Raw genomic sequence first — 12,636 nt, 5'->3', positions numbered from 1 at the left:
CATGTTCAACCGACTGAAGGACTGGCGACAACTCAGCCTGCGAACATTTCGATGCCAACAAACCTTCTTGGCAGCAGCCCACATCGCCGCAACAGTCATTTGGCTCTTATGAGTCTACACCCTAGGATAGGCAACGGCCATCAGAACGCCCCTTCAATCTGTTGACGCCAGACGGGAATTTCATCCGGCGTCAGTTGCAATACGACGGATGGCGCTGCAAAATCCGGCAGTTGCACCCGCAGTCCAGCGGGATGGTCATGCAGCACGCCCCCTTTCAGCTCGTGACTGGCCGCATCAAGCCCCATCACCCACAGAACGCCCCGGCCACGCCGAGACCGTACCAAGGCCGATTGTCCACTGGCTGCCACGATCACCTCAAGGGCCGGTGCAGTCGGGTTGTCCGCCTCCCACTCGGCCCGCGTAATCTCTTCACTCGCAAGCACCAGGCAGCGGTCAAACTTCCAGATCTTCATGATCACGTAAATCAGTGCGAGCCCCACCACAACGATGGATGCCAATACCTCCAGCGGCATCATGTCCTCCCTGAAATTCACCATTTTCCGGCGTTCTTCAGCACAGTGAAGAGAAAACAGCTGGCCTGTGTCAACGCTGTCCAAGGGTCAAGCCAGACAGGCAAAATGCCCAGGCTCTCCCGCGCAAAACCCGCGCCTCTTTGAGGCTTGGCCTTGCTTGGGCACGGCTCACTTCGTGAGCCTTTTAGGGGCTTTGCCCCTCGGACGATGTCCTCACCCCAGAATATTTAGGGCAAGAAGAAGAGGGACGTTTCTCTCATTTTCTGGGGAGAAATATCCTGGGGTGAGCGAGCTTGTCTCGCGAGGGGCAAAGCCCCTGACAGATCTATGGGATGCACTGCGTCAGCTGATGCACACTGCTCTGGCTCTGGGCTTGATCCGAGCGAAGCGAGGCCCGGCCCAAACGGCGCCCCCTCGTCAGAGGGGGCAGAGTGCGGGAGATTACCCTTCGATCAGGGCGCGCAGGATGGCCTTGGCACTGTCCGAATTCCAGTCCGCGTCGCCGGTTAGCCGGGCGATTTCGGCACCGTCGCGGTTCAGGATAACCGTGACCGGCAGCCCCAGCACCCCCATTTGCCGTGACAGGGTCTGGGATTGATCGGTGTAAATCGGCAAGGCTGTCACGCCGGTTTCGGCAAAAAGCTTTTCGATCGCGGGCAGTTTGTTGCGTCCGGTGGCGATCGGCAGCACCATGAAGTTTTCCCCGCCCAGGGCCTGCTCCAGCGCATCAAGTGACGGCATTTCCTTGCGGCAGGGCGCGCACCAGACGGCCCAGAAATTCAGGACGGTGATTTTGCCGCGGAACTCGTCAAGCGTGTGATCGCTGCCATCCGCGGCTGCAAACGGCGCGGTGCCTGCGGGTTTTGGCGTGGCGTGAAACACCAGCTTCTTCATCTCACCTTCACGCATTTCGGCAAGTGCTGCCACATCCGTCTCTGCCAAAGCCACATTTGCCCCCCCAATGGTGAAAGCGGCATTTGCACCAAGGGCGATGGACGCGTATAGCAGGGCGGAACGCAAGACAGACATGTGACCTCCGAAGGGCTAGACCATGAGTAACGACAAGCAAGCGAACGCCATGTGGGGCGGCCGGTTTTCTGCCGGTCCAGACGCAATCATGGAAGCGATTAACGCGTCGATCGGCTATGACCAGCGCATGGCCCGACAGGATATCGACGGCTCGCGCGCCCATGCCGCCATGTTGGCGGCCACGGGCGTGATTACAGATAACGATGCGGAGGCGATCCGTGAAGGGCTTCTCACCGTCTTGTCAGAGATCGAGACCGGATCGTTTCAGTTTTCGACCGCGCTGGAAGACATCCACATGAATGTGGAAGCCCGGCTGAAAGAGATCGTGGGGGAGCCCGCAGGCCGTCTGCACACGGCCCGGAGCCGAAATGACCAGGTTGCCACCGATTTCAAACTGTGGGTCCGTGGTCAGATGGACGCCGCCATCGAAGGTCTGAGCGCGCTGGTGCGCGCCCTTCTGTCGCAGGCGGAAATGGGCGCGGATTGGGTCATGCCCGGCTTTACCCATCTGCAAACGGCCCAACCTGTGACCTGGGGGCATCACATGATGGCCTATGTCGAGATGTTTGGCCGCGATATTTCCCGTTTTCAGGACGCACGCAAGCGGATGAACGAATGCCCCCTGGGCTCTGCCGCGCTGGCTGGCACATCCTTCCCGATCGACCGCCATATGACGGCAGAGGCGCTTGGCTTTGATCGCCCCACCGCCAACTCACTCGACGCCGTGGCGGATCGCGATTTCGCGCTGGAATTCCTGTCTGCTTCAACCCTGACCGCGATGCATCTCAGCCGCTTGGCCGAAGAGCTGGTGATCTGGTCCTCGGCGCAATTCCGTTTCGTGCGCATGTCGGACAAATGGTCGACCGGGTCGTCGATCATGCCGCAAAAGCGCAACCCGGATGCGGCGGAACTCCTGCGGGCCAAGATTGGTCGGATCATGGGGGCCTCGGTGGGCCTGATGACCGTAATGAAGGGCCTGCCGCTGGCCTATTCCAAGGATATGCAGGAAGACAAGGAGCAGGTGTTTGACGCCGCCGACAACCTGATGCTGGGCTTGGCCGCCATGACTGGCATGGTCAGCGACATGGAAGGGCAGCGCGAAAACCTCGAGGCTGCGGCGGCATCTGGCTTCTCGACCGCCACGGATCTGGCCGACTGGCTGGTGCGCGCACTCAATATGCCGTTCCGGGACGCACATCACGTGACCGGGTCGCTGGTCGCGATGGCCGAAAGCAAGGGCTGTGACCTGCCGGACCTCACGCTGGAAGAGATGCAATCGGTGCATGAGGCGATCACTGCGGATGTGTTTGATGTGCTGGGCGTGCATAATTCGGTCGCCTCGCGCACCTCTTACGGTGGCACCGCCCCGTCTGAGGTCCGCAAACAGATCGCCCGCTGGCAAGAGAAGCTGGCATGATCCGGGTGGCGTTGATTCTGGTTCTTTTGGGACTGGCGGGCTGTGGTGCAGATGGAGAGCCGATCCGCCCCGGGTCGCCCGAGGACGTGGCGGCGCGGTAAATTCAGCCCCAATAATATTGCAAACGCTGGCCAGACATTCATCGTTTTGGCCGGCGTTTTCTTTTTGCGAGGCGCTGCCTCGCGCTCCGGGATATTTGTGGCAAGAGGAAAAGCCTATCTATGAGGATTGAACGGGCGGCGCGCTTCCTTTAGGGCAGTAGGAGCGCAAAGACCAACAAGGACAGGCTTGAGACGTGGATCATTTCCTTTACCGCGAGGGCGTATTGCACGCCGAAGATGTTGCCATTCCCGAAATTGCGGCCCAGGTGGGCACGCCGTTTTACGTTTATTCGGCGGCGACGCTGAAGCGGCATATTTCGCTTTTCAATGAAGCCCTGGGGTGGGCGGATCATCTGGTCTGTTTTGCGGTGAAGTCGAATTCGAACCTCGCGGTGCTGAAATTGCTGGGGGATATGGGCGCGGGAATGGACGTGGTGTCGGGCGGCGAGTTTCGCCGGGCGATTGCTGCGGGTGTGCCGGGGGAACGGATTGTATTCTCGGGCGTTGGCAAAACCAAAGACGAAATGCGTCTGGCGCTGAGCCACAATATTCGCCAGTTCAACCTGGAGAGCGAGCCGGAATACCGTGCGCTGTCCGAGGTGGCTTCTGAGATGGGCGTTGAAGCCCCGGTTGCGGTGCGGGTGAACCCGGATGTGGACGCAAAGACCCATGCGAAGATCTCAACCGGGAAATCCGAAAACAAATTTGGCATTCCGATTGCGCGGGCGCGCGAGGTTTATGCCGAGATTGCCAAGCTGCCGGGCCTGAAGGTGGTTGGCATTGATGTGCATATCGGCAGCCAACTGACCGAGCTGGAGCCGTTCCGGCTGGCGTATCAGAAGGTGGCAGAGCTGACGGAGGCGTTGCGCACGGACGGGCATGACATCACACGTCTGGACCTGGGTGGCGGATTGGGCATTCCGTATGAGCGGTCAAACTCTGCCCCGCCGCTGCCGCTCGAATATGGTCAGATGGTGCGCGAAACCGTGGGTCATCTGGGCTGTGAGATCGAGATTGAGCCGGGGCGGCTGGTGTCGGGCAATGCGGGGCTGATGGTCAGCTCCGTGATCTATGTGAAAGAAGGCGAAGGTCGCGATTTCCTGATTGTCGATGCGGCGATGAACGACCTTGTGCGACCGGCCATGTATGAGGCGCATCACGACATCATCCCGGTGATCGAGGCCGAACCGGGCCTTGAGCAGACCGGTTATGACATTGTCGGCCCGATCTGCGAAACCGGCGATACCTTTGCGAAGGGACGCAATCTGACGCCGCTGAAATCGGATGACCTGATTGCGTTCCGCTCGGCGGGAGCCTATGGCGCGGTGATGGCATCGGAGTATAACTCTCGCCCGCTGATCCCCGAAGTGCTGGTCTCGGGTGAGCAATTTTCCGTTATTCGCGCCCGCCCCACCTATGAAGAAATGCTTGCCCGCGATACGATACCGGAATGGATCTGACCCAAATGAGGTGACATGGCACGCAACGGGGCCCGACACCCTCTCCCGCCCGAGCTGGCCCGCCAGCTGCGTTGGCCTTTGCGTCTGACAAAGGCCGCGATCGGGGCTGAGCGGGGCTGGCGCGCGTTCTGGCCTTTGGCGACAGTGGTGATGGCCGCCGTGACCTGGGCACGGTTTGTTGGGTTTGGATCGGTCGGATTTGCCGCGCTTGGGGTGAGTTTTCTGATCGCGCTGATCTGGGGGATCCGCAGGTTCCACCCCCCTTCCGATCCTGAGGCCGAAGCGCGGCTGGACAGTACCCTGCCCCATGCCGCCCTTGCGACCCTGCGCGACATGCCCGCGTTGGAGACAACAGAACCCTCTCAGATCCTCTGGCAGGCCCATCAGGACCGGATGATCCAATTGGCCCGCACCGCGCGCGCGCCATGGCCCAATCTGCGCATTGCCGAGCGCGATCCCTTTGCACTGCGCCTGATTGCTGCCCTCGGCTGCGTGATGGCATTGGGATTTGTGGACGCACCAAACGGGATGGGGATGCCGCAGGCAGATTGCCCGGAATGCGAACCGACAGCCTCATGGGAAGGCTGGATCGAACCGCCTGTTTACACGGGCCAGCCCAGCCTCTACCTGAACGACCAACCGCCCGGCCCGTTACCCGTGCCCGCGGGCAGCCGCCTGACCCTCAGGCTCTACGGGCAGGAAGATGGGGGGATCACGCTTGGAGGGGATCTGTTTCAAGGCACGCAGGGGGATGGGCTGCAGGCAGAGATCACCGAAAACAGCACGCTCTCCATCCATGTCCGGGGGGCGAAGACCACACCGGCCTGGCGGTTCACCGCCATCGGCGACGTCCCCCCCAGCATTCGCACGGACGGAGCACTGACCCGCGTCACATCAGGGACGTTCAAATTGGGCTACCGCGCGGGTGATGACTATGGCGTGACCGCCGGGCAGGCGCGGGTGGAGCTCGCGTTAAATGCGGTTGAACGCCGCTATGGCCTGTCCCTCAATCCCGATCCGCGGGCGGCTGAAATCCTTGATCTGCCACGCCCCTACCGCGCCGATCCCCGACAGTTGCAGGGCCTCTGGACCGAAGACCTCGCCCAGCACCCCTGGGCGGGCCTTCCGGTCACCGTCACGCTGAGCGCGTTCGACGCCATCGGCCAGACAGGCAGATCGGATCCGCTGCACATGACCCTACCCGCAAGGCGATTTTTCACCCCCGAAGCGCGCGCCGTGATCGAGATGCGACGAGACCTGCTCTGGGCACGCGCAGGCGCCCCGCGGGTGGCACAGGTGTTGCGAACGATACTCCACCGCCCCGAAGACCTCGCCCTGCCGGATGGAAGCTATCTCGCGCTGTGGGTGGCAATCCGCGATCTGGAAGGCGCCCTTGCCACCGGTCTGACCGCCGAGGAGCAGGAACGGTTGGCCAGCACCCTGTGGGATATCGCAATCAAGATCGAAGAAGGCGGTGCCGACAGCGCCCGAGACCGGATGCTACGCGCCCAGGAGCGGTTGCAGCAAGCCATGCGTGATGGCGCCACGCCCGAAGAGCTTACCGAATTGATGGACGAGCTGCGCCGCGCCACTCAGGACTATTTGGATCGCCTTGCCCAGAGACCACAAGATGAATTGCCCCCCATGCCCGACGGCGACCTGCTGGAGCTAAGTTTCGCGGATCTGGAGGCCATGATGGATCAGATCGACGAGCTGATGCAGGAAGGGCGTTTTGCCGAGGCCATGGAAATGCTCGATGCTCTCAACCGAATGACGGAGAATATGCAAGTGGCCCGCGGTCAGGGCGAACAGGCCAACCAGCGCGCGCGCGACGGGCTGGCAGACACGCTGCGCCAACAGCAAGGTCTGTCGGATGAGGCTTTCCGTGAACTTCAGGAACGGGGTGGCGCGGGAAATGAGCTGGGCGAATCGCAGGGCAATACCGGACGAGATGGCCAGCTGGGGCGCGGACAAGCCCATAGCGGCGAAAGTTCACCGGAAGGCGCAGAAGGGCAAGGCCGGTCACAGGGGGCCGAGGGCGCAGAAAATAGATCTCTGGCCCAGAGGCAACGCAGCCTTGAACAGGAGCTGGACGCACAGCGCCGCGCCCTGCCAGGGGCTGGCAGCGAAGCCGGCAATGCCGCGCGGGATGCCCTGGACCAGGCCGGGCGCGCAATGGATCAGGCGGCAGATGCTTTGGAGCAGGGCGACAACAGCGCAGCACTTGATCGTCAGGCCGAAGCGATGGAAGCCCTGCGGGAAGGACTGCGCCGTTTTGACGAGGCGATGGACAGCACTCAGGCCGGGCGCGATGGGCAACAGGGGCAAACCGGACAGGAGAGCACCAACCCCAACGCGCGCGACCCGCTTGGACGCGCCACTGGCAACCAACTGGGAAGGGGCCCCTCGGATGGGGGATTTACCAGTGAAGAGGACATGCGAAAACGCGCACAGGAATTGACAGAAGAGTTGCGCAATCGCGCTGGTGAGACCAACCGACCAAAGCCGGAGCGGGATTACTTTGAACGCCTGCTTGACCCGTTCTGACCGGCGTATTGGCGGCAACCGGAGGAAAGGGGCTCTGCCCCTCGGCCATTCGGCCTCACCCCGGGATATTTCTGACAAGAAAATAACGGATAATTAAAGCGTTTCGGGATCAGGCCGGGGTACGGCTTGCAAATATGATCGCCTACCAGCGGTCAGGCATCCGCTCATGACCGTCTCTCCTCACCTCATTGCGAATGACCAATGCCCTGAAATGCAGCCCCGTTCATTTTCTGGTGTTCAATATCCCGGGGTGAGCGGCAAAGCCGCGAGGGGCAGCGCCCCTGAAGCGGTTCGGTCTTCCCGACCTTAGCTTGTGGCACAAAAGAGATCTCTGCTTGGTGGGCATTTCGGGACAGACATGTGCCTTGGGCATTTCCCGAACCGCTTTCATTGGAACTTCGATACGGCGCGAAACCTGCCCAAGCGAGGGCAAAGCCCTTTTGCAGGCGCGCTACATGCGTTTGCGGGCGGTAAGCGCGGCTGAGATGGTGCCTTCATCGAGATAATCGAGTTCGCCCCCCACGGGCACCCCCTGCGCAAGTGAGGACACGATACAGCGCCCTTCCAGTTCTTCCGCGATATAATGCGCGGTGGTCTGGCCATCGACGGTGGCGTTTAGCGCCAGGATCACTTCCTGAACATCTTCTTCGATCACACGGCGGACCAGGCGCGGGATCCCCAGATCCTCCGGCCCCACCGCATCAAGTGCCGACAAGGTGCCCCCCAGCACGTGGTAACGGCCGGTAAAGATCTCCGCCCGTTCCATTGCCCAGAGGTCTGCCACATCCTCGACCACACAAATTTCTCCGGTGGCGCGTTTGGGGGACGTGCAGATCGCGCAGCGGTCTGAGGTTGAGACATTGCCGCAGGTCACGCATTCGCGTGCTGTTTCCGCGACCGCAAGCATCGCGTCGGCCAGGGGGGTCAGCACAAGGGCGCGTTTCCGGATCAGGTGCAGCACCGCACGTCTGGCCGAGCGCGGACCGAGCCCCGGCAGCTTGGCCATCAGCTCAATCAGGTTTTCAATGTCGCGCGGTGCGTCTGTCATGGAAAGGGCCGCCGTTCAGAACGGCAGGTTCATGTCCTTGGGCAGGCCAAGGCTTTCGGTCAGTTGAGCCATTTCGCGTGCAGACCGTTCCTGTGCCTTTGACTGAGCATCCTTGATGGCCGCGAGGATCAGATCCTCAACCACTTCTTTTTCATCCGGGTTGAAGATGGTCGGGTCGATGTCCAGCCCGGTCAGCACCCCTTTTGCCGTGGCCGTGGCCTTGACCAGCCCAGCGCCGCTTTCGCCCACCACGGTCATGGTTTCCAGGCTCTCCTGCAGCTCCGCCATGCGGGTCTGCATTTCCTGTGCCTTTTTCATCATCCCGGCCATATCGCCGAGCCCACCCAGTCCTTTGAACATCTGATGCTCCTTACAATTCAGCTTCGGTCTTAGATACGGGCCGGGCGGCTGGGATACAAGGAGAGGTTACGCCTCCTCAAACGGGTCCCACTCATCCTCGACCTCCTGAAGACCCTCAACAGCGGCCTCCTGGGCCATGTCTTCGGTCGAACGGATATCGGTCACTTTTGCCTTGGGAAACGCTGCGATCACCGCCTGCACAAGCGGATGCGCTTCGGCCTCACGCTGCAGGGCGAGTTTTTCACTGTCGCGCACTTCGGCAATGGTTGGTTCTTCACAGCCATTGACCAGCGTCACCCCCCAGCGCACCCCGGTCCAGCCCTGCAGGCGCTGCGCCAGCCGCGCCGCGAGGTCCTTTGGCGCGTCCTCGGTGGGGGTAAACTCGATCCGCCCCGGCTGATACGACGCCAGACGGACATATTCCTCGACCTGCACTTTCAACAGCCCGTCGCGGTGATGATGGATGAGCTGCAGCACATCTTCGAACCGGGCGTATTGCGCAAGGGCGCTTTCAGGGGCGCGCGCGATAGCAAGGGCCGTGGGGCCGCCCGGCCCAGAAGCTGTGCCGGAACCATTGGGGGCAAATCCCCCCTGCGCATTCGCGCCACCATTGCCATGCGATACCGGGGCGCCGCCGCCCCCACCACCGGGCAGTGTCGGGGGGGGAGGTGCATCTTTCAGCTTTCGCACCAACTCTTCCGGTGTCGGCAAATCCGCCACATGGGTCATGCGGATCACCGCCATTTCAGCAGCCATCATCGCGTTGGGGGCATTGCCCACCTCTTCCAGCGCGGTCAGCAGCATCTGCCACATGCGCGCCATCACGCGCATTGGCAGTTTTTCAGCCATGGCCTGACCACGGGTGCGTTCGTCCGGGGACACGGTGGGGTCTTCGGCGGCCTCGGGTGTGATCTTGATCACACTGACCCAATGGGCCACTTCCGCCAGGTCCCGCAGCACCGCCATCGGGTCAGCCCCATCGGAATATTGCGACCCAATTTCCCAAAGCGCGCCGGCCGCGTCGCCGCGCATGATCAGGTCAAACAGGTCGAGCACCCGGCCACGATCCGCAAGCCCCAGCATGGCGCGGACCTGATCAGCGGTGGTTTCCCCTGCCCCGTGCGAGATCGCCTGATCCAGAAGCGACTGGGCGTCCCGGGCAGACCCTTCGGCCGCGCGGGTGATCAGCGCCAGCGCATCTTCGGCAATCTCGGCCCCCTCCGCCGTGGCAATGCGTTTCAGCATCGCCATCATGTCCTCGGGTTCGATCCGTCTGAGATCAAACCGCTGGCAGCGCGACAGCACCGTGACCGGCACTTTGCGAATCTCGGTGGTGGCGAAAATGAATTTCACATGGGCCGGCGGTTCCTCAAGCGTTTTGAGCAGCGCATTGAACGCGCTGGTCGAGAGCATGTGAACCTCGTCGATGATGTAGATCTTGTAGCGGGCCGAGGCCGCCCGGTAATGCACGCTTTCGATGATTTCACGAATATCCCCCACCCCGGTGCGAGAGGCCGCGTCCATCTCCATCACATCCACATGGCGCCCTTCGGCAATCGCCACGCAATGTTCGCACTTGCCGCAGGGGTCCACCGTCGGGCCGCCGGTGCCATCAGGGCCGATACAGTTCATCCCCTTTGCGATGATGCGCGCGGTGGTGGTCTTGCCCACGCCCCGAATGCCGGTCATCACGAATGCCTGCGCAATCCGGTCGCTTTCAAAGGCATTTTTCAGCGTGCGCACCATCGCCCCCTGCCCGACAAGATCGGCGAAGGTTTCGGGGCGGTATTTGCGGGCAAGCACCTGATAGGCTTTGCGTGGCTCGGCGGTGTCGGTCAGGGTGTCGCTCATCGTCAGCCTTTGTCGGGATTCGTGGTGTCATGCAGAGCCTAAGCCCCCGTGCAGGCGAGGTCTACAGCAGATGCAAAAATCACCTCAGAGCGCCCAGAGGACCCCACCCACCGCAACTGTCGCCAGCGACATCAGCAGGGCCAGACGGGTGAAGGATTTGGTGGGCATGGTCTCGGCATCATTTTCCGATAGGCGCTGCAATGTCTTGCACGCCTGCCGTTGCGCCGCCCAATAGATCACCACTGCGATGCCCAGAAACATACTGGCCACCAGTTTCGCAGCCCAGGTCGGATCAAAATCGCCAAACACGGCTTTCAGTCCGATGGCCACCCCCACCGCGCCCAGACCCGTGCCCATCCAGGCCGAAAACGTGCGTTCATTGGCCATGATTGTGCGGTCTTCCGCCCAGCGGGTGCGCGTTTCTGCTTTTGATTGGTTGTCGGTATCGGTCCTGTCGGGCATGAGGGAAGAATAGTCACCCTGCCCTGCGGATGTGAACCCCTATTCCGCCGGGTGGTCAGCGTTCGGTTGTGGAACATCACGGCGTCAGATGCTATCCCGGCGAAGCCGCTGATGCGGCCACACCACAATCGAAAAGGGCACCTTCCATGGCATTTGAAATCTACGCGTTGAGTGCGGCCGCAGGACAGGTTGGGATCTGCCCCATGCCGGGGCTGTTGTCGCCCTATGCGGATGATCTGAACACGATCATCGACTGGTCACCGGATCTGGTGCTGACCATGACCGAAGAGGCTGAGCTTGTCACGGTTGGGGCGAACACGCTGGGCGACGACCTGCAAGATGGGGGGATCAGCTGGTATGCGCTGCCGATCACGGATTTCGGCACGCCCGGCGCGGATGTGGAACTGACCTGGCCGGAAGTGTCCATGCTGGCGCTGGCGTTCCTGCGCCAGGGCGGCAAGGTGCTGGCCCATTGCCGGGGCGGCTGTGGCCGGTCGGGCATGGCGGTGATGCGGTTGCTGGTCGAGCTGGGGGAAGATCCCGAAGCGGCGCTGGCGCGCCTGCGCGACGCCCGCCCCTGTGCGGTTGAGACACAGGCGCAGCAGGATTGGGCCGCCGCGCCTGCGTCAGATCGCATCTAAAGCGTTACCGCCCCTTCTTGTAATGCGCGTCACGCACCACGCTGTTGACCAATTTGCCAAATGCCTTGTCGCGCGCGCGGGCTTCGGCCAGGGTTTCGGTGTTGCGCCGATCCTCCGCCTGCAACTTGCGCCAGCGTTTCAGACGATCCGGGTCAAGGTCCCCGTCCGAAATCGCTGCCTGCACCGCACAGCCCGGTTCCGCTTCATGTTGACAATCGGAAAACCGGCAGGACGCGGTCAGGGTCACGATGTCATCAAACAACGCGTCAATCCCCTCGCCCGCATCGGCCAGACGCAGCGCGCGCATCCCCGGTGTGTCGATCAGCCAGGCGCCCTTGCGGGTGGGCCGCAGCGACCGCGCGGTGGTGGTGTGGCGGCCCTTTGCGTCATCTTCGCGAATGCTCTGCGTGGCATCGTGCAAATCGCATAGCCCGTTCATCAACGTGGTTTTACCCACGCCGGATGAGCCGACCAGAGCAGCGGTTTGTCCCGGTGGCAGCCAGCTTTCCAGCTGGGTAATACCCTCCGGGTCGCAGGCATTCACGGCGAGGACGGGCAAGGCCGGGGCCAGCCGCTCGGCCTCGCGCGTGACCACACGAGGGTCGTCACACAGATCCGCTTTGGTCAGCACCAGAACCGCGAAACACCCGGCCTCATGGGCCAGGGCCAGATAGCGTTCAACACGCGCCGGGTTGAAATCGGCATTGCAGGATGAGGTAATGAACAGCACATCCACATTGGCCGCGATCAGTTGCAACCGAGCGTCCGTGCCAGCCGCCCGGCGTTTCAGCTCTGTCTGCCGGTCAAACAGATGGGTGATACGGCTGGCATCATCGGCCAGCACCCAATCGCCCACGGCGAAATCGCCGGTGGAGTGATCCGTGGTGATCAGGGTCAGTTCGCCATCTGCGCCCAGCGCCGACAGGCGGTCGCGATGCACTTCGCTGATGCGAAACGGGGTTTGCGCGCTGGCGTCTTCCAGTTGGCGCGCAAAGTAGTTGGACCATCCGAGGTCCTTAAGAGTGTATGTCATGGGTTTGCCTGTGTAGAGAACACAACATTTCCGGGCATCGCGATACGATGTCGGAAGGGTGTATCAGGCAGTGATCCCTTGCGGCCAGCTGGGCCGGGGTTGGATCAGAAACGACCTGCCTGAAGGGTGTTTATTACAATCATAAAGTCCCTCC

The 12,636-nt window shown here is 61.9% G+C and carries 11 protein-coding genes; 4 read left to right on the top strand and 7 right to left on the bottom strand.

All coding sequences use genetic code 11. From position 1 onward, the window contains the following. Positions 1–140: 140 nt before the first annotated feature. Together AKJ29_RS01905 and AKJ29_RS01900 are read right to left on the bottom strand one after the other, a co-directional pair. Positions 141–533 (bottom strand): hypothetical protein, encoded by a 393-nt coding sequence (locus AKJ29_RS01905; RefSeq protein ID WP_139231379.1) that lies wholly within the window; start codon positions 531–533, stop codon positions 141–143. A 441-nt stretch (positions 534–974) separates the two neighbouring features. After that, entirely contained in the window at positions 975–1,562 is a 588-nt protein-coding gene (locus AKJ29_RS01900; RefSeq protein ID WP_055187473.1) for a TlpA family protein disulfide reductase, read from the bottom strand. A 22-nt stretch (positions 1,563–1,584) separates the two neighbouring features. Here AKJ29_RS01900 and argH point away from each other — a divergent pair, with 22 nt between their 5' ends. From argH to AKJ29_RS01885, 3 genes are all read left to right on the top strand, one after another. Continuing rightward, positions 1,585–2,979, top strand: coding sequence for an argininosuccinate lyase (gene argH / locus AKJ29_RS01895; RefSeq protein WP_055187472.1), 1,395 nt, complete (start codon positions 1,585–1,587; stop codon positions 2,977–2,979). Between the two features lie 295 nt (positions 2,980–3,274). Beyond that, positions 3,275–4,540, top strand: a complete 1,266-nt coding sequence (gene lysA / locus AKJ29_RS01890; protein WP_055187471.1) for a diaminopimelate decarboxylase — start codon at positions 3,275–3,277, stop codon at positions 4,538–4,540. A 15-nt stretch (positions 4,541–4,555) separates the two neighbouring features. Beyond that, positions 4,556–7,087, top strand: a complete 2,532-nt coding sequence (locus tag AKJ29_RS01885) for a DUF4175 domain-containing protein (protein WP_055187470.1) — start codon at positions 4,556–4,558, stop codon at positions 7,085–7,087. Positions 7,088–7,538: 451 nt separating this feature from the next. On the opposite strand, the gene recR is transcribed toward AKJ29_RS01885, so the two are convergent. From recR to AKJ29_RS01865, 4 genes are all read right to left on the bottom strand, one after another. Beyond that, complete coding sequence (recR, locus tag AKJ29_RS01880; RefSeq protein ID WP_055187469.1) at positions 7,539–8,135, bottom strand: recombination mediator RecR; 597 nt, start codon at positions 8,133–8,135, stop codon at positions 7,539–7,541. Positions 8,136–8,150: 15 nt separating this feature from the next. Further along, positions 8,151–8,495, bottom strand: a complete 345-nt coding sequence (locus AKJ29_RS01875; protein ID WP_055187468.1) for a YbaB/EbfC family nucleoid-associated protein — start codon at positions 8,493–8,495, stop codon at positions 8,151–8,153. A gap of 66 nt (positions 8,496–8,561) precedes the next feature. Next, the gene (locus tag AKJ29_RS01870; RefSeq protein WP_055187467.1) at positions 8,562–10,346 is read right to left on the bottom strand and encodes a DNA polymerase III subunit gamma/tau; all 1,785 of its coding nucleotides are present in this window, start codon (positions 10,344–10,346) and stop codon (positions 8,562–8,564) included. Positions 10,347–10,430: 84 nt separating this feature from the next. Next, complete coding sequence (locus tag AKJ29_RS01865; protein WP_055187466.1) at positions 10,431–10,808, bottom strand: YidH family protein; 378 nt, start codon at positions 10,806–10,808, stop codon at positions 10,431–10,433. 146 nt (positions 10,809–10,954) lie between these two features. Here AKJ29_RS01865 and AKJ29_RS01860 point away from each other — a divergent pair, with 146 nt between their 5' ends. Beyond that, positions 10,955–11,449, top strand: a complete 495-nt coding sequence (locus AKJ29_RS01860) for a phosphatase domain-containing putative toxin (RefSeq protein WP_055187465.1) — start codon at positions 10,955–10,957, stop codon at positions 11,447–11,449. Positions 11,450–11,453: 4 nt separating this feature from the next. Here the strand turns inward: AKJ29_RS01860 and rsgA are convergent, their stop codons facing one another. Then, a complete protein-coding gene (gene rsgA / locus AKJ29_RS01855; RefSeq protein WP_055187464.1) occupies positions 11,454–12,482 on the bottom strand; it encodes a ribosome small subunit-dependent GTPase A in 1,029 nt (342 codons plus the stop codon). Between the last annotated feature and the right edge of the window lie 154 nt (positions 12,483–12,636).

Source organism: Aliiroseovarius crassostreae (genome assembly GCF_001307765.1).
GTDB lineage: Bacteria > Pseudomonadota > Alphaproteobacteria > Rhodobacterales > Rhodobacteraceae > Aliiroseovarius > Aliiroseovarius crassostreae.
The sequence above is the reverse complement of the archived record's forward strand: the minus strand, read 5'-3'. Positions and strand labels throughout refer to the sequence as shown.

What these genes read in the sequence shown, in the direction of transcription:
- AKJ29_RS01905 (WP_139231379.1), bottom strand. Translation starts at nt 533, where the DNA reads ATGCCGCTGGAGGTATTGGCATCCATCGTTGTGGTGGGGCTCGCACTG.
- AKJ29_RS01900 (WP_055187473.1), bottom strand. Translation starts at nt 1,562, where the DNA reads ATGTCTGTCTTGCGTTCCGCCCTGCTATACGCGTCCATCGCCCTTGGT.
- argH (WP_055187472.1), top strand. Translation starts at nt 1,585, where the DNA reads ATGAGTAACGACAAGCAAGCGAACGCCATGTGGGGCGGCCGGTTTTCT.
- AKJ29_RS01885 (WP_055187470.1), top strand. Translation starts at nt 4,556, where the DNA reads ATGGCACGCAACGGGGCCCGACACCCTCTCCCGCCCGAGCTGGCCCGC.
- recR (WP_055187469.1), bottom strand. Translation starts at nt 8,135, where the DNA reads ATGACAGACGCACCGCGCGACATTGAAAACCTGATTGAGCTGATGGCC.
- AKJ29_RS01875 (WP_055187468.1), bottom strand. Translation starts at nt 8,495, where the DNA reads ATGTTCAAAGGACTGGGTGGGCTCGGCGATATGGCCGGGATGATGAAA.
- AKJ29_RS01870 (WP_055187467.1), bottom strand. Translation starts at nt 10,346, where the DNA reads ATGAGCGACACCCTGACCGACACCGCCGAGCCACGCAAAGCCTATCAG.
- AKJ29_RS01865 (WP_055187466.1), bottom strand. Translation starts at nt 10,808, where the DNA reads ATGCCCGACAGGACCGATACCGACAACCAATCAAAAGCAGAAACGCGC.
- AKJ29_RS01860 (WP_055187465.1), top strand. Translation starts at nt 10,955, where the DNA reads ATGGCATTTGAAATCTACGCGTTGAGTGCGGCCGCAGGACAGGTTGGG.
- rsgA (WP_055187464.1), bottom strand. Translation starts at nt 12,482, where the DNA reads ATGACATACACTCTTAAGGACCTCGGATGGTCCAACTACTTTGCGCGC.